Source organism: Vibrio crassostreae (assembly GCF_041439375.1).
Taxonomy (GTDB): domain Bacteria; phylum Pseudomonadota; class Gammaproteobacteria; order Enterobacterales; family Vibrionaceae; genus Vibrio; species Vibrio crassostreae_D.
Map to the genome: position 1 here is coordinate 1 of NZ_JBGONY010000060.1, position 16,616 is coordinate 16,616.

Genomic DNA, 16,616 nt, shown 5'->3' on the forward strand with positions numbered 1-16,616 from the left:
CAGCCAAATATCCGTTCAGGTTCAAGCAATAATGCTTATCCGAACGGCATTAGACTATTAAGGTCGGCTTTTTTGTGCGTGCTATAAAGCTATTTATAAATGAGTGGTGTATTAATAAATGATTACTCATTCAGGTTGCATATAAATTCGATACGTGATTTTGTCTGTCTTGGTGCATTTCTAAATCTGTTTTGGTGCAGTGCATTATGCTGTTTTGTATAAAGTGATAACCCTCACAAATAGTGGAGTCGATTTAGGGGATATGTGATGTGCAATTAGATTTCATGTGGCATTAATGTTAATTTGCCGACAGTGTTCTAGCATAAGATGCTAAAAAAAAGTATCAATACAGATACATCAACACTAAAGGCTGTTTTTTAATTAATCCCTATGTGTAACTCACTATTCATTAGGTTTTTATTAGAGATTTACACTGTTACCTTGAGTAATTCGGAGAATTATCCGATTTTTTGCGACTTGTTTATGGCAAATTACTTCAATGGTTGATAGTGTGTGCCTCAATCTTTGTAAGGTTTTAGATTTTTATGCTTAAAATTTGAGCTAAATAAATCTAAATCACTGCCGTTTAGTGAACCAAGCAAAGAAGTCATGGATGCAATACGGAAAACTTGGAGTTTATTAAATGTACAAGAATAAAATCACTCAGGCCCTTCTTCTAGGTGCTGGTTTGGCAGTGGCTGCCACTTCTACTCTTTCTATCGCTGCTGAAGTTCCAGCAGGCACTGAACTAGCAAAAGTTCAGGAACTGGTTCGCGGTAATGGTACTGAAGTAGCAACACTCGACCCTCACAAATCTCAAGGTGTACCAGAATCTCACGTAATTCGTGACCTTCTAGAAGGTTTAGTGAACCAAGATGGCGACGGCAATACTATCCCAGGAGTAGCTGAAAGCTGGGAAACGACAGACAACAAAACATTCACTTTCCACCTACGTAAAGACGCAAAATGGTCTAACGGCGATCCTGTAACGGCAAATGACTTCGTTTACAGCTTCCAACGTGCGGTTGATCCTTTAACTGCTTCTCCATACGCTTGGTACATGGAATATACCAAGATGGCGAATGCGAAAGACATCGTTGCGGGTAAGAAAGACAAGAGTGAACTAGGCGTTAAAGCTTTAGATGACTACACGTTAGAAGTGACTTTAGATACAGCTGTCCCATATTTCGTAATGATGATGGGTCACACAACAGTGAAGCCAGTACATAAAGCAACTGTTGAAAAATTCGGTGACCAGTGGACTAAGCCTGAAAACTTTGTTGGTAATGGTGCATTTGTTCCAAATCAATGGGTAGTTAACGAGCGTCTTGAACTAGTACGCAACGAAAATTATTGGGATAACGAACATACAGTTCTTAACAAAGTAACATTCTTACCAATCGAAAACCAAGTAGCGGAAATGAACCGCTTCCTCTCTGGCGAACTAGATTTCACATATGAAGTTCCTAACGAGCACTTCCGTCGCTTACAGAAAGAATACCCAGAAGATGTAAACATTAAGGGTAACCTGTGTACTTATTACTACCAATTTAATGCACAGAAAGCACCTTTCGACGACGTACGTGTTCGTAAAGCAATGTCTTATGCGATGGATCGTGACATCGTGACGAAAGCGATTCTTGGTCAAGGTCAAAAACCAGCTTACTTCTTGACTCCTGAAATTACTGCTGGTTTTGACCCGGTAACTCCAGAGTATGGTCAACTTTCTCAAAAAGAGCGTATTGCTGAAGCGAAGCGTCTTCTTGAAGAAGCGGGCTACACGAAGAGCAACCCACTTGAATTTAACCTGCTTTACAACACGTCTGAAAACCACAAGAAGCTTGCTGTAGCAATCGCATCAATGTGGAAGAAAGAGCTTGGTATTAACGCGAAACTCGAAAACCAAGAGTGGAAATCATATCTAGACAGTAAAGATACTGGTAACTTTGACGTTGCTCGTGCAGGTTGGTGTGGTGACTACAATGAAGCATCTTCATTCCTAACATTGATGGTTAGTCAAAATACAACTGCTGGTCAGCACTATAAGAGCGCAGACTATGACAAGATTATCGATAAAGCACTAAGCTCTACTTCAGAAGAAGAGCGTACTAAGCTATACATCGAAGCAGAAAAATTGCTAGCTAAAGACATGCCAATTGCTCCAGTCTACCAGTACGTTACAACACGTCTTGTATCACCTCAGCTAGGTGGTTACCCAGAAGGTAACGCCGAAGATAAGATCTATTCAAAAGATCTTTATGTCAAAGCAAAATAACCTCCTATAAAAATAAAATAAAATAAAATATAACTAACTTAGACCTGTGTGCGAGAAATCGCACGCAGTGTCTATTTAATTTTTAATTGTCACAGACTGAAAAGAGTGAGTTTATGCTTAAATTCATTATGAAAAGGATATTCGAAGCGATTCCAACCATGTTGGTGTTGATCACTATATCTTTCTTTCTCATGCGTTTTGCACCGGGTAACCCGTTTTCGAGCGAACGCCCATTACCGCCAGAAGTTATGGCTAACATCGAAGCTAAATACGGCTTAGATAAACCTGTATTTGAACAGTACACCACGTACTTGACTAACATCGTTCAAGGTGACTTTGGTCCATCATTCAAATATCAAGATTACACCGTAAATGAGCTGATCGCAGTCGCACTTCCAGTATCTGCGAAGGTAGGTTTTATTGCCTTTATCTTTACCCTAATTATGGGAGTATCGGTCGGGACGATTGCCGCCTTGAAGCACAACACCTGGATTGACTACACCATAATGTCGACCGCTATGCTCGGGGTAGTAATGCCATCTTTCGTGTTGGCTCCAGCGCTTATTTACCTGTTCTCTCTGCACTGGAACATATTCCCAGCAGGTGGTTGGCACGGCGGTACTTATATGTACATCGTCCTGCCAGTTATCGCGATGTCTCTTCTTTACGTAGCCACATTTGCTCGTATTACTCGCGGTAGCATGATTGAAACGCTAAACAGTAACTTTATCCGAACTGCTCGTGCAAAAGGCCTAAGTTACCGTTACATCGTTCTAAAACATGCACTGAAGCCAGCACTGCTGCCTGTCGTTTCTTATATGGGACCTGCGTTTGTAGGTATCATTACAGGTTCTGTTGTTGTTGAAACCATCTTCGGCCTACCAGGTATCGGCAAGCTGTTTGTTAACGCCGCGTTTAACCGTGACTACTCGCTAGTAATGGGTGTAACCATCTTGATTGGTTTCCTATTCATCTTGTTCAACGCAATCGTTGATATTTTGCTAGCGCTAATTGACCCGAAAATTCGCTACTAACAGGGACGCATGGTTATGTTGAAGAAAAAAGAAAATTTAGAAGCGATCGAAAAGTTCTCTGAGAGTTTAGAGATTGAAGGTCGCAGTTTGTGGCAGGATGCCCGCATTCGTTTTATGCGAAACAAAGCGGCAATGGTAAGCCTGTTTATTCTTACGCTTATGGTACTGGCGGTTATCTTCTTACCGATGCTTGCTCAGTACACTTATGATGATACTGACTGGTACGCAATGCATGCAGCGCCAAGCGCGGACCACTGGTTTGGTACTGATAGCTTAGGCCGTGATTTGTACGTTCGTACTCTTATCGGTGGTCGTATCTCATTGATGGTTGGTGTGATGGGCGCATTCGTAGCGGTACTGATTGGTACGCTTTACGGTGCAGCTTCAGGTTTCATCGGCGGTCGTACTGACCGAGTGATGATGCGTATCCTAGAGATCTTGTACGCGGTACCATTTATGTTCCTAGTAATCGTCCTGGTAACGTTCTTTGGTCGTAACATCATCCTAATCTTCGTTGCTATTGGTGCGATTGCTTGGCTAGATATGGCGCGTATTGTACGTGGTCAAACGCTGAGCTTGCGTAGTAAAGAGTTCATTGAAGCCGCACACGTATGTGGTGTAAGCAAATGGAAGATCATTACACGTCACATCGTACCGAACGTACTGGGTATCGTAGCGGTTTATTCTACGCTGCTTATTCCAAGCATGATCCTTACAGAATCATTCTTATCTTTCCTTGGTCTTGGTGTTCAAGAGCCTATGACAAGCTGGGGCGCATTGCTTCAAGAAGGCTCGCAAACAATGGAAGTTGCAATCTGGCAATTAACATTCCCTGCGGCATTCATGGTAGTTACGCTGTTCTGCTTTAACTACGTAGGTGATGGTCTGCGCGACGCGCTTGATCCAAAAGACAGATAACGAAATAGCAATTAAAAGCTATAAAAGATTAAGGAAGCAATAATGAGCTTATTAGATGTCAAAGATCTGCGCGTCGAATTTACCACGCAAGATGGTATCGTAACCGCAGTAAACGACTTGAACTTCTCACTTAACCAAGGCGAAACGCTGGGTATTGTTGGTGAGTCGGGTTCAGGTAAATCACAAACGGTATTTGCACTGATGGGGCTGCTGGCTAAAAACGGCATCATCTCAGGCAGTGCAAAGTTTGAAGGCAATGAAATCCTCAACCTGCCTGAAAAAGCGCTGAACAAGGTTCGTGCTGAACAGATCGCAATGATCTTCCAAGATCCAATGACGTCACTGAACCCTTACATGAAAGTAAGTGATCAGTTGATGGAAGTACTTATGCTGCACAAAGGCATGGGTAAAGCAGAGGCGTTTGAAGAATCAGTACGCATGCTTGAAGCGGTTAAAATCCCTGAAGCACGTAAGCGTATCACCATGTACCCACACGAATTTTCTGGCGGTATGCGTCAGCGTGTGATGATCGCAATGGCACTGCTGTGTCGTCCTAAATTACTTATCGCTGATGAACCAACAACGGCACTGGATGTAACCATTCAAGCGCAAATCATGGAATTGCTGAACGAATTGAAAGATGAGTTCAACACGGCAATCATCATGATCACCCATGACTTGGGTGTTGTTGCTGGCTCATGTGACAAAGTACTTGTGATGTACGCGGGTCGTACAATGGAGTACGGCACGGTTGATGAAATCTTCTACGAGCCAAGCCACCCATATGCGGAAGGCCTGCTTAAAGCGATTCCTCGTTTGGATACCGAAGGTGAAATTCTACCGACGATTCCAGGTAACCCACCTAACTTACTTCGCCTACCAACAGGTTGTCCTTACCAAGACCGTTGTCACCGTGTAATGGACCGTTGTAAGCAAGAAGCACCGATTTTGCAGCCATTTGCTAAAGACCGTCAGCGTGCTTGTTTTTCAGATTGGGAGACTTGGACAAAATGAGTAAAGAATTACTATTAGATATTAAAGACCTGAAAGTTCACTTTAGCATTGCAGCTAAGTCTGCTTGGCCTTGGGCAAAACCATCAAACCTTAAAGCGGTTGATGGTGTTGATGTTCACCTTTACGAAGGAGAGACTCTGGGTGTAGTAGGTGAGTCTGGTTGTGGTAAGTCGACTTTTGCCCGTGCGATTATCGGCTTGGTTGAAGCGACTGAAGGTCAAGTGATGTGGTTAGGTCAAGACCTAACTAAGATGCAGGAAGTGAAGCGTCGTGAGACTCGTAAAGAGATTCAGATGATCTTCCAAGACCCGCTAGCATCGCTTAACCCACGTATGTCAGTAGGCGATATTATTGCTGAGCCTCTAGAGACTTTCTTCCCTGAACTTTCTAAACAAGAAGTGAAGGACAGAGTTAAAGAGATGATGGCAAAGGTTGGTCTACTACCCAACGTAATCAACCGTTACCCTCATGAATTCTCTGGTGGTCAGTGTCAGCGTATTGGTATTGCACGTGCGCTTATCTTGAAACCTAAGATGATCATCTGTGATGAACCTGTTTCTGCACTGGATGTATCTATCCAAGCTCAAGTAGTTAACCTTCTGAAGGAGCTACAAAAAGAGCTAGGTTTGTCTTTGGTATTCATCGCGCACGATTTGTCGGTTGTTAAACACATCTCTGATCGCGTATTGGTGATGTACCTAGGCAACGCGGTAGAACTTGGCGAATCAGATGCCTTGTTCTCTGATCCTAAGCACCCGTACACAAAAGCGTTGATGTCTGCAGTTCCAATTCCAGATCCTCGCTTAGAGCGCAGCAAAACCATTCAGATGTTGGAAGGTGATCTACCATCACCAATCAATCCGCCATCAGGTTGTGTGTTCCGTACTCGTTGCCCACAAGCAACAGAGGCGTGTGCGCAAACTAAGCCAACGATTCAAGGCGATGACGTTCACGCAGTATCTTGCTTGCACGTACAAGTCTAGAGCCTATTTAAAACGGTTCAGCCTGTGACAGGCTTAAGCGCGACTAGTTATTAGAGTCGCGCTTTTTTTGTCTTAGGCTTATAGGTCCGCTCAACAAGTTTCATCAAAATATTCGAACAACTAAGCCAACTTCTTCTAGTTTTGAAAAAGTTGGCTTTTTTTATACTAGAGAAAAGTTAGCATCACAGAGGTTTGGATATGGGTAAGTTAGTTGAAGGTGTTTGGCACGATGTGTGGTACGACACCAAAGAAAGCGGTGGCAAGTTCGTTCGTGAAGATGCGGGCTTTCGCAACTGGGTTGAAAATAAAGCCGGTGCGCAATTTGAGCCAGAAAGTGGTCGTTACCACTTATACGTATCGTTAGCTTGTCCGTGGGCGCATCGCACGCTGATCTTCCGTGAACTGAAAGACCTAACCGATCATATTGATGTGACAGTAGTTTGCCCCGACATGATGAGTGAAGGTTGGCAAATGGGCTTGCCTGAGCCTCTGTTCGGTCACACTCGAATGCACCAAATCTACACCCAAGCCAAACCGGACTATTCAGGTCGAGTCACGGTTCCTGTTTTATGGGATAAGAAAACCAATACCATTGTGAGTAACGAGTCGTCTGAAATCATCCGCATGTTCAACTCAGAGTTTAATGAGCTAACGGGCAACACTGATGATTACTACCCATGGGAATTGGCGAGCAAGATTGATGAATGGAACGACTACATCTATCCGAACATCAATAACGGCGTTTATCGTACCGGCTTTGCGACCACACAAGAGGCCTACGAAGAAGCGTATGACGCGTTATTTGAAGCGTTAGACAAAGTGGATGCCCATCTTAGCGAACACCGTTATCTGGCGGGTAACGAGATTACAGAAGCGGATTGGCGGTTGTTTACGACCTTGGTTAGATTCGATGCTGTGTATGTGGGTCACTTCAAGTGTAACAAGCAGCGAATTACGGACTATGCAAATATTCAAGGTTACCTAAAAGAGTTGTATCAGATCGAAGGCATCCAAGAGACGACGGATTTTTACCATATCAAACGTCACTATTATTACAGCCACACGGGCATTAACCCAACTCAGGTTGTCCCTAAAGGACCCACGCTAGATTTAGAATCGCCACATGGACGAGTCTAGGCTTACCAAATAGTTCTTTTACTCCAGACATAAAAAAACCCTAGATAAAAATCTAGGGTTTTTGCTTTCTACAAAAGAAAAATTAGTTAATTACTTTTTCTTCAGCTTGTGCAGCTTGGTCTGCTTGGATAGCCGTTAGAGCTACTGTGTAAACGATATCGTCTACTAGAGCGCCACGAGACAAGTCATTTACTGGCTTGCGCATACCTTGAAGCATTGGACCGATAGATACTAGATCTGCTGAACGCTGTACAGCTTTGTAAGTCGTGTTACCCGTGTTTAAGTCTGGGAATACGAATACTGTCGCTTTACCTGCAACTGGAGAGTTAGGCGCTTTAGAAGCGGCTACGTTTTCCATGATTGCTGCATCGTACTGTAGAGGACCGTCGATCACTAGATCAGGACGTTTCTCTTGAGCAAGTTTGGTTGCTTCACGTACTTTATCTACGTCTGCACCCTTACCAGATTCACCAGTAGAGTAAGAGATCATAGCAACACGTGGGTCGATACCGAATGCCGCAGCAGAATCTGCAGATTGGATAGCGATTTCAGCAAGCTGTTCAGCTGTTGGGTCTGGGTTGATCGCACAGTCACCGTATACAAGAACTTGGTCAGGCAGAAGCATGAAGAAGATTGAAGATACGATAGAAGCATCAGGAGCAGTCTTGATGATCTGGAACGGAGGAACGATAGTGTTCGCCGTTGTGTGAACAGCACCAGAAACTAGGCCGTCAACCTCACCAGCTTCAAGCATCATAGTACCTAGGAATACTGAATCTTCTAGCTTCTCACGAGCTACAACTTCAGTCATACCTTTAGCGCCACGAAGTTCTACTAGACGAGCTACGTAGTTTTCGCGAACTGATGCAGAATCGATGATTTCAACGCCAGCGCCAAGCTCAACACCTTGCTGTGCAGCAACACGACGAATTTCTTCTGGGTTACCTAGAAGTACACAAGTCGCGATACCGCGCTCAGCACAGATAGCCGCAGCTTTAACTGTACGTGGCTCGTCACCTTCAGGAAGAACGATACGCTTAGCCGCTTTACGAGCAAATTCAGTTAGCTGGTAACGGAATGCTGGTGGACTTAGACGACGAATGCCTTGAGTACCTTCAGATAGAGAATCAATCCAAGGGCCATCGATGTGGCTTGCAACGTGATCGTTAACGAACTCGATACGCTCTTTATCGTCTGCAGGAACTTCTAGGTTGAAGCTCTGTAGGTTTAGAGACGTCTGCCAAGTGTTACCTTGAGCTTTGAAGATTGGTAGACCTGAAGCGAATGCCGGTGCACAAAGGTTAGCAATGCTTTCTGGAATGTCGTAACCGCCAGTAAGTAGGATTGCGCCAATCTCAACACCGTTTTTCGCAGCAAGAGCCGCAGCAACGATAACGTCAGGACGGTCTGCAGAAGTTACTAGCAGTGAACCTGGCTTAAAGTGCTCAATCATGTGCGGTAGAGAACGTGCACAGAAAGTGATGCTCTTAATACGACGAGTCGCGATTTCACCTTCGTTGATGATTTCAGCGTTAAGGTGCTTAGCCATGTCAACCGCACGAGTTGCGATTAGGTCGATGCTCCATGGCACGCAGCCAAGAACACGAATAGGGCTAGAGTTGAAGATTTGCATTACTTCAAGGTTCGCTTGCTGAGCGCTGTCTGCATCATCAAAGATTTCAGATAGGTCAGGGCGAGTACGGCCAGCTTCATCAACAGGAGCGTTAAGCTTGTTGATGATTACGCCTTTGATGTTCTTGTTCTTCGTACCGCCGAAGTTAGAACATGCTACTTCGATACGCTCTTTAAGTTGCGTAGGGTTGTCAGTACCAGGAGTCGCAACGAATACGATCTCCGCGCCAAGTGTTTTCGCGATTTCCGCGTTCACTTGGTTAGCAAATGGGTGCTTACGAGTAGGTACTAGACCTTCGATTAGCGTTACTTCTGCGTCTTTGTTGATCTTGTTGTATTGCTCAACAACAGACTCAAGAAGTTCGTCCATTTTTTCGCTACCGATCAAAGCTTCAGCTTTAGTCATTGCGATTGGCTCACCAATCTTAATGTCGCTGTTTGCGCTGATGATAGTAGACGTTAGATCTGGCTGGTTACCACCGCTGCGAGGCTGAGCGATTGGCTTGTAGAAAGAAACACTTACGCCCTTACGCTCCATAGCGCGAAGAACACCCATGCTAACACTAGTAAGACCAACACCAGCGCTTGTAGGGATAAGCATAATAGTACGTGACATTGACGAACACCTTTGACTATTGGAAATAAAAAAAGCTCAACTGCTATTCCCACCGATATTTAAATTGGGGTAGGAATAGAAGTTGAGCCCCATTTTCTTGATATGAAAAACTGACTAGCTTCGAGTGAAGCTAGTCAGGAAAATCAATTAAAGACCTGCTAGTTTCGCAGTGTCTTCAGCAATTACTAGCTCTTCGTTAGTAGAGATAACCATTGCAGGGATACGGCTGTTAGCTGTAGTGATAGTACCTTCGCCGCCGAAACGAGCTTTAAGGTTAGCTTCACCGTCAACTTCGATGCCGAAGATGCCTAGGCGGTTAAGAACCATTTCACGGATTGGGCCAGAGTTCTCGCCGATGCCGCCAGTGAAAGTGATTGCGTCTAGACGACCTTCTAGAGTTGCAGTGTAACCAGCAACGTACTTAGCTAGACGGTGACAGAACACGTCCATTGCACGAGTTGCTTCTTCTTTCTCACCGTAGTTGTCTTCAACGAAACGACAGTCAGAAGTCACTTCAGTTAGACCAGCAAGACCAGACTCTTTAGTTAGCATGTTGTTGATTTCTTCAACAGAGTAACCAAGAGCGTCGTGTAGGTGGAAGATGATCGCAGGATCTAGGTCACCACAACGAGTACCCATTACAAGACCTTCAAGAGGAGTAAGACCCATAGAAGTATCTACAGATTGACCGTTCTTGATAGCACATACAGAAGCGCCGTTACCTAGGTGACAGTTGATGATGTTAACTTCTTCAACTGGCTTGTTTAGTAGACCTGCAACTTCACGAGTGATGAATAGGTGAGAAGTACCGTGCATGCCGTAACGACGGATGCCGTGCTCTTTGTACAGGTTGTACGGTAGAGCGTATAGGTAAGACTCAGAAGGCATTGTTTGGTGGAACGCAGTGTCAAATACAGCAACGTTTTGTAGACCAGGGAAGTTCTGTTGAGCCGCTTCGATACCGATAAGGTGAGCTGGGTTGTGAAGAGGTGCGAAAGTCGCAGCGTCTTGAATACCCTTAAGTACTTCATCAGTGATAAGTGCAGAAGAAGTGAACTGCTCGCCGCCGTGTACGATACGGTGACCGATAGCGCCAAGGTTAGCTTTAAGCTCAGGCTTAGAAGCAAGAATAGTTTCTACCATGAAAGATAGTGCTTCTACGTGAGCTGCGCCCGCGCCTAGTTGTGCTTCATGCTTGCCATCAAGTTTCCACTTCATACGAGCTTCTGGAAGACCCAGACACTCAGCAAGACCAGTTAGGTGCTCAGCACCTGTTTCTGCATCAACCACAGCGAATTTAAGAGAAGAACTACCACAGTTTAAAACTAAAACTAGCTTAGACATTAATGACTACCTGTTAATTTTTCTGATCGAAATCAGTTAAGGATGAAAATTAATCTCAAGAATAGACGAAGCACGGTAGCTTGCGTACTAACCTTGGTCAAAAAAACGTTAATTTCCGTATAAAGTGAAAGCGCGCTTTTTCAAAAAAAGAGGCTTGTGCATTCCTTGCAGAAGTCTTCTCAAAGTTGCTTAAATTGTAAATAAGGGCAACAATGAGATTGAGGTCTGCAAATAATAGCGATATTGTGCAAATATAACAAAAAAATTTGAAAGAATATTATTTTTCGTCAAATTTTTGTGTTTTTAGTTGATGGTTTCAACTTTTTTTTAATGGGAGACTCATATGAGCAATAGAGTTGGTTTAGCGAGCAGTTTAAAAGATGGCCAAAAGTACATGGATCTCTGGCCTGTTCGAAAAGAGTTAAACGCTATTTTCCCTGAGCAACGCATCATTAAAGCGACGCGCTTTGGTGTTAAGGTGATGCCCGCGATAGCTGCTATCAGCGTTCTTACGCAAATGGCCTTTAATAATTACCAAGCGATGCCACAAGCTGTGGTTATGGCTTTGTTTGCTATTAGTTTGCCGCTTCAAGGCATGTGGTGGTTAGGTAACCGCTCAAATACACAACTTCCGCCAGCGCTAGTATCCTGGTACCGCGAACTGCACGAGAAGATCACTGAAACGGGATTTGCGTTAGAGCCAATGAAGCCACGCCCTCGTTATAAGGAATTGGCGATCATTCTGAATCGTGCATTCCGTCAGTTAGACAAATCTTCAATGGAACGCTGGTTCTAAGAAAACCTCACTTCTCCCTATCTTCTGAGAACAGCTGTACATTGTGATGGCATGTTCTCAGATTAGTTCCTCTTGATCCTGTTGGTTCATCTTACTCTTTGTTGATCGTTTCATTTACCTCTTGTTATTCACTTCGTTTCTTACCTACGGATTCAACCCAACTAGCCTTTTGACGCATAATTCGAGCTTTGTTGTGTTTTTGTTAAATATCACTTCAAGTCATCAAAGCTTACTGGTAATAATGTCAATAGTGAGTTTAATGTTGTGTTCTCTCTAGATCGAGCAATAACAATGAGCGCTTGATGAAGGAAGTATTGATGGGTTTTGTAAGAAAAGTATTAACGACGGCGTTGAGTGGTTGTCTGTTGTTGTGGGCTAGTAGTGCGGTAGCAAATATTGCCAAGGTATCGGTGTCACAGGTCGTAGACCATCCAGATTTGAATGCGACACGTCTAGGGCTTCTTGAAGGATTAAGAGCTAAAGGTTATGAACCCGGTAAGAACTTAGAGTTTTCTTATGAAATGGCGGACGGAAATCCAGCGCAAGCCGCCAAAATTGCCAGAGAGCTTGTCAGTGAAAATCCTCATGTATTGGTTGGTATTGCAACACCGACTTCACAAGCCCTAGTTTCGGCGACTCGCTCTATTCCTATCGTGTTTACTGCGGTTACCGATCCTATCGGCGCTAGGCTAGTCAAACAACTGGAAAAGCCGGGGCGCAATGTTACGGGACTTTCTGATTTATCTCCGATCACTCAACATGTGTCATTAATCAAAGAACTGCTTCCTGAAGCTAATTCAATTGGTGTGGTGTACAACCCTGCAGAGGCAAATGCAGTTGCCTTGGTTGGGCTGTTAAAGAAAGCGACGCGAGACTTTGGTTTTACTCTTTACACAGAAAGAGCACTCACCATTGATGATGTGGAATCAAAAGCAGAATCAGTGGCAAAGAAATCGGATGTTATCTACGCCTTAACGGACAATACTGTTGCGAGCGGCATGGAAGGTCTTATCAACGCGGCTAACCAAACGGATACACCCGTCGTCGCAGGTGCCACATCTTATGTCGGAAAGGGCGCGATTGCAGGTTTAGGCTTAGATTACTATGACGTTGGTGTACAAACCGCAGACTATGTGGCTGCCATTCTGAACGGACAGAAGCCCGGGAAGCTAAGTGTCAAAACTGCGCAGAGTTCTCAGCTGGTGGTGAATTTAGAAGCTGCTCGTGAGCTTGGCGTGACAGTGCCTCAGTCTGTGATTGATCGTGCAATCGTTAGCCGGTGAATTGAGTTTGGTGTTAGGTGAACTAATAGGTCATAAGTCATAAGTCATATTATTAACAGCATAGGAATGGGCTCAGATAAACAGAACTAACCTGCTCTATATGTTCGCGCTTCTCTATTTTATTCATTTGTAAGCGGTTATTTTACCGTTAGGTGCGTTGTTAATATCAATTTACATTATTTTACGTCGAGCGAATTGCCGATTAATGTAATAATATTAATGGGGCAAATGAAAATAGCTGAACGCTAAGAGCACACTATATGAAAGTAAATAGGCACTTTAGCCTTACCTTTGTCTTCGGGTTTCCCGCAGTGATCGCCGCGATGTTACTTAGCCTAATAGGAAAGAACCATTTTGACGCGGTAGAAAAAGATATCAGTAGTGAGTTTCATCGTATTGAAGATGTGTTCAAAAGAACCACAAAAGTGGCGACTGCCCTAGACTACAGCTTCTCCAACTACTACAAATCTGGAAACCCTCTCTTTCTCGATCACAACAAACAAGTTGTGGATGGGCTTTGCCAAATCTGGCCTATTGATGTGTTACTCCTCGCAGATGGTAAAACTTCAGACATTCCTTCTGTCGATATCGATTATATGCTAATCGGTCAAGAGTCTCTTTGTTCTGAAAGCAGTGATAGTTATAAGAGCGCGTCAGAAAAAATAGCGTTAGCTCCTATTCTTTCATTTTTATCCCAGCTTGATGAATACCATGATGGCGTGCACTTTATTGATACGAGCGGCTATGTGATCTCTTCACCAGAAGATTTTGCCAAAGGGCTGAGCAAAGAGCTGCTCTCGACTATAAAGAGTCGTCCTTACTGGCAGAAAACAGCCAACAACCCTGACCAACTCACCCTTTCAGGCCCTGGTTATCGTTTTGATTCCCTTGACCGTATAATTAGTATGACGATCCCTGTATTCCATAAAGGCGTTCACCAAGGGATGCTGTCGGTGGATATTAATGTTGGCAGGCTGCTTGCTAATTCGAACCAACATCTAGCAGGTCGAATCGATATTATTGACACCACTTTAGCTACCCCGATAGATTCTGCAGCTTTCTACCATGAGATCAAACTAGATGGTGTCGCGTCTCACCATGCGATGTATTACGAGTTAGACATCGAGAAAGAGGTTGAGCACTTTTTCGTTTATGAGAAAGACAGTCTTATTGTTGCCATCATTGTCTATCTGTTCTCTGTAACTATCTTTTTCTACGTCAATTCCAATATTGAACGTGGTTACTTCAAAGATCTCGCGGCCAAAGACCCAATGACAGGTTTATTGAATCGTCGCGGCTTAGAAGCATTCTGGCGCAGCGTAGAGCACGATCAATTGTTTGCCTTAACTGTATTTGATATCGATGATTTTAAGTCAATTAACGACACCTACGGCCACGACAAGGGTGATGATGTGATTCGTTATATGTCACGTCAGATAGGTAACAGTGTACGAAGCAGTGACGTAGCAGCACGATTTGGCGGTGAAGAGTTTGTCGTTTATATGAGAGGCGAAGATCGTGAAACTTTGATGAGAACTTTAGAGCGGGTGAAGAATGCGATTTGTTCCACTTCAGCCGACATTATTCCAAATGGATTTACGGTATCTGGCGGTGTCTGCATTGTTGAAACTGAGCAAAGTAAGCTTAACTTCGATGAGATATTTAAGTACGCCGATGAAAAGCTGTACGTGGCTAAGACGACGGGTAAAGATCGTCTCGAATTTTAGCCACGTTGTTGAATTGTTAAGCGCCTCATCTTAAACAGGTTGGCGGCGTTCTTCTTGATAACGTTGAAGACGTTCTACAATCGGCGGCGCCTTCTTGAAAGTGCGAATTTCTTTAAATAGTTCGTTCGCTTCAGGGTAGCCTTTACTTAAATAAACAAACCACTGCTTCACTCTATTGGGGTAGTACATACCTTTGTCCCCTTTAATTTGAAACTCTGAATAGCGCAGCAAAAGTTCAATGACTTTATCCCACGGCATTTTCTGGTGGTTGTGCTTAACGACGTTACCAAGGTTTGGAATATTGAAAGCACCACGGCAGACCATCAATGAATCGACGCCTGTTGCTTCTATGCAATCTTGACCATCTTGATAGTTCCAGATTTCCCCGTTAGCAATCAATGGCAGAGATGTTTTCTCTCTTATTTTATTGATGTAATCCCATTTAATTTCGCTGGCTTTATAACCGCCAACTTTGGTTCTTGCGTGCACGGTGAGTTCGTCAGCTTTAGCTTGTTCGATGGCGTCGACAATTTCAAAGCACTCTTCCGGATGCTCCCAACCTAATCGGATCTTTGCGGATACAGGAATGTGTGCAGGTACCGCTTCTCGACAAGATTTCACCACTTGATAGATGAGTTCTGGTTCTTTTAGCAATGAAGCGCCACCATTACTTTTGTTTACCGCCTTTGCTGGGCAACCAAAATTAAGATCGATGCCTTTAGCGCCTAAGCTAGCAGCTTGAAAAGCATTCTCGGCCATCCAATTTGGGTGTTGACCTAGAAGTTGAAGATGGATTGGCACACCAGCCATGGTCTGAGAACCTTGGTGCAGCTCTGGGCAAATACGGTGGAACACATGCGGAGGAAGAAGTTGATCCACGACGCGCACAAACTCTGTCACACAGAGATCGTAATCATTTATCTCTGTGAGAATTTCACGCATTAGGTGGTCTAGAACGCCCTCCATAGGGCCAAGTATTACGCGCATGTTGCTTTACCTAAACTGAGTGAACCGAAAAAATCGAGGCGTGATTGTACGGTTTGATTACAGGATTGTCACTATGAGTGTGGTGTGTCTACCTTAATGATGGTTTCGTCTCTTAATAGCGACATCTTGGAGAGTATGGCGTTATAATATCGAAAATGCCCAAATATCCAGAGCTTTCATGACATACCAATTATTAAGCCTACCAGAATCTATTTCAGACATTACGCCGCAGTTTATTGAAGGTGCAATCCTTGCCTCCAACTTAGCGACAAAGCCACTCGATCCTGAAGAATGGATTGCTATCGTTGCGCCTGAAGCGGGCAAAGAGCTTGTGACATTAGTGACGGAACAGATTAACCGTCAGCACAACCTGATTCAGCGTAGTGAATACTTACTGACTGACGCGTTTGCAGAAGGTGACTTCAATGAGCAGTTCGCAGATTTTGCGGAAGGTTTTATGATGGTTTGGCCGACAGTGGAAGAGCAGTGGCAAAGCATTACGGTAGCGGACGGAACTCTGCGCATGCTGCAAGCTTTGCTGACTACATTAATGCTAGCGATTGATGAAGAGCAAACTCAGCAACAAATGATCGCTGCAGGGCTTACTAATCCACCATCACTTGCCGACTTAGTGGGTCAGGTCGATTTGATGATCTCAGAAGTGGCAATGGCGGCTGATGAGGCGATGCTAGGTAATAAATCGCAGAGCGTGAATCCATTTAAAGATATCGGCCGCAACGATGCTTGCCCATGTGAAAGTGGTAAAAAGTTCAAGCAGTGCTGTGGTAAAAACAGCTAATCGAGATTTTTCGATAGACTACGCTTGAGTGAGTAACAGACTTTCTTTTAGTGATAAAAAGCTTAAGCGAT

At 44.0% G+C, this 16,616-nt stretch carries 13 protein-coding genes; 10 read left to right on the forward strand and 3 right to left on the reverse strand.

Features of this window, described 5'->3' with window-relative positions:
• Positions 1-643 precede the first annotated feature (643 nt).
• The 6 genes from ACED45_RS19620 to ACED45_RS19645 all read left to right on the forward strand — a co-directional run bounded on the left by ACED45_RS19620 (position 644) and on the right by ACED45_RS19645 (position 7,361).
• Positions 644-2,275, forward strand: coding sequence for an ABC transporter substrate-binding protein (locus tag ACED45_RS19620; RefSeq protein ID WP_371714823.1), 1,632 nt, complete (start codon positions 644-646; stop codon positions 2,273-2,275).
• Positions 2,276-2,388: 113 nt separating this feature from the next.
• Positions 2,389-3,309 carry an oligopeptide ABC transporter permease OppB gene (gene oppB, locus ACED45_RS19625; protein ID WP_017067676.1) on the forward strand — a complete coding sequence of 307 codons (921 nt, stop codon included), beginning with the start codon at positions 2,389-2,391 and terminating at the stop codon, positions 3,307-3,309.
• Between the two features lie 15 nt (positions 3,310-3,324).
• Positions 3,325-4,227: an oligopeptide ABC transporter permease OppC gene (gene oppC, locus ACED45_RS19630; RefSeq protein WP_019823598.1), complete on the forward strand. Its 903-nt coding sequence runs from the start codon at positions 3,325-3,327 to the stop codon at positions 4,225-4,227.
• 42 nt (positions 4,228-4,269) lie between these two features.
• Positions 4,270-5,241, forward strand: a complete 972-nt coding sequence (locus tag ACED45_RS19635) for an ABC transporter ATP-binding protein (protein ID WP_012603544.1) — start codon at positions 4,270-4,272, stop codon at positions 5,239-5,241.
• Positions 5,238-6,224: a murein tripeptide/oligopeptide ABC transporter ATP binding protein OppF gene (gene oppF, locus ACED45_RS19640; RefSeq protein ID WP_017062172.1), complete on the forward strand. Its 987-nt coding sequence runs from the start codon at positions 5,238-5,240 to the stop codon at positions 6,222-6,224. Before ACED45_RS19635 ends, oppF begins: the two co-directional genes overlap by 4 nt.
• Before the next feature lie 198 nt (positions 6,225-6,422).
• Complete coding sequence (locus ACED45_RS19645; protein ID WP_055319723.1) at positions 6,423-7,361, forward strand: glutathione S-transferase family protein; 939 nt, start codon at positions 6,423-6,425, stop codon at positions 7,359-7,361.
• An 82-nt stretch (positions 7,362-7,443) separates the two neighbouring features.
• Here ACED45_RS19645 and pta read toward each other — a convergent pair whose 3' ends face one another.
• Entirely contained in the window at positions 7,444-9,609 is a 2,166-nt protein-coding gene (gene pta, locus ACED45_RS19650; RefSeq protein ID WP_048659731.1) for a phosphate acetyltransferase, read from the reverse strand.
• Positions 9,610-9,756: 147 nt separating this feature from the next.
• Positions 9,757-10,953, reverse strand: a complete 1,197-nt coding sequence (locus tag ACED45_RS19655) for an acetate kinase (protein ID WP_017107306.1) — start codon at positions 10,951-10,953, stop codon at positions 9,757-9,759.
• A gap of 343 nt (positions 10,954-11,296) precedes the next feature.
• Here ACED45_RS19655 and yfbV point away from each other — a divergent pair, with 343 nt between their 5' ends.
• From yfbV to ACED45_RS19670, 3 genes are all read left to right on the forward strand, one after another.
• Positions 11,297-11,749, forward strand: coding sequence for a terminus macrodomain insulation protein YfbV (gene yfbV / locus ACED45_RS19660; protein WP_048662069.1), 453 nt, complete (start codon positions 11,297-11,299; stop codon positions 11,747-11,749).
• 317 nt (positions 11,750-12,066) lie between these two features.
• Positions 12,067-13,032, forward strand: a complete 966-nt coding sequence (locus ACED45_RS19665) for an ABC transporter substrate binding protein (protein WP_048659730.1) — start codon at positions 12,067-12,069, stop codon at positions 13,030-13,032.
• Positions 13,033-13,292: 260 nt separating this feature from the next.
• Positions 13,293-14,759 carry a GGDEF domain-containing protein gene (locus ACED45_RS19670; RefSeq protein WP_371714824.1) on the forward strand — a complete coding sequence of 489 codons (1,467 nt, stop codon included), beginning with the start codon at positions 13,293-13,295 and terminating at the stop codon, positions 14,757-14,759.
• A gap of 30 nt (positions 14,760-14,789) precedes the next feature.
• Here ACED45_RS19670 and dusC read toward each other — a convergent pair whose 3' ends face one another.
• Positions 14,790-15,746 (reverse strand): tRNA dihydrouridine(16) synthase DusC, encoded by a 957-nt coding sequence (gene dusC / locus ACED45_RS19675; RefSeq protein WP_048662073.1) that lies wholly within the window; start codon positions 15,744-15,746, stop codon positions 14,790-14,792.
• Positions 15,747-15,924: 178 nt separating this feature from the next.
• On the opposite strand from dusC, the gene ACED45_RS19680 reads away from it, so the two are divergent.
• Positions 15,925-16,545 (forward strand): SEC-C metal-binding domain-containing protein, encoded by a 621-nt coding sequence (locus ACED45_RS19680; protein WP_371714825.1) that lies wholly within the window; start codon positions 15,925-15,927, stop codon positions 16,543-16,545.
• Positions 16,546-16,616 lie beyond the last annotated feature (71 nt).

What these genes read in the sequence shown, in the direction of transcription:
- ACED45_RS19635 (WP_012603544.1), top strand. Translation starts at nt 4,270, where the DNA reads ATGAGCTTATTAGATGTCAAAGATCTGCGCGTCGAATTTACCACGCAA.
- ACED45_RS19665 (WP_048659730.1), top strand. Translation starts at nt 12,067, where the DNA reads ATGGGTTTTGTAAGAAAAGTATTAACGACGGCGTTGAGTGGTTGTCTG.
- oppC (WP_019823598.1), top strand. Translation starts at nt 3,325, where the DNA reads ATGTTGAAGAAAAAAGAAAATTTAGAAGCGATCGAAAAGTTCTCTGAG.
- dusC (WP_048662073.1), bottom strand. Translation starts at nt 15,746, where the DNA reads ATGCGCGTAATACTTGGCCCTATGGAGGGCGTTCTAGACCACCTAATG.
- pta (WP_048659731.1), bottom strand. Translation starts at nt 9,609, where the DNA reads ATGTCACGTACTATTATGCTTATCCCTACAAGCGCTGGTGTTGGTCTT.
- oppB (WP_017067676.1), top strand. Translation starts at nt 2,389, where the DNA reads ATGCTTAAATTCATTATGAAAAGGATATTCGAAGCGATTCCAACCATG.
- ACED45_RS19670 (WP_371714824.1), top strand. Translation starts at nt 13,293, where the DNA reads ATGAAAGTAAATAGGCACTTTAGCCTTACCTTTGTCTTCGGGTTTCCC.
- yfbV (WP_048662069.1), top strand. Translation starts at nt 11,297, where the DNA reads ATGAGCAATAGAGTTGGTTTAGCGAGCAGTTTAAAAGATGGCCAAAAG.
- ACED45_RS19620 (WP_371714823.1), top strand. Translation starts at nt 644, where the DNA reads ATGTACAAGAATAAAATCACTCAGGCCCTTCTTCTAGGTGCTGGTTTG.
- ACED45_RS19680 (WP_371714825.1), top strand. Translation starts at nt 15,925, where the DNA reads ATGACATACCAATTATTAAGCCTACCAGAATCTATTTCAGACATTACG.
- ACED45_RS19655 (WP_017107306.1), bottom strand. Translation starts at nt 10,953, where the DNA reads ATGTCTAAGCTAGTTTTAGTTTTAAACTGTGGTAGTTCTTCTCTTAAA.
- ACED45_RS19645 (WP_055319723.1), top strand. Translation starts at nt 6,423, where the DNA reads ATGGGTAAGTTAGTTGAAGGTGTTTGGCACGATGTGTGGTACGACACC.
- oppF (WP_017062172.1), top strand. Translation starts at nt 5,238, where the DNA reads ATGAGTAAAGAATTACTATTAGATATTAAAGACCTGAAAGTTCACTTT.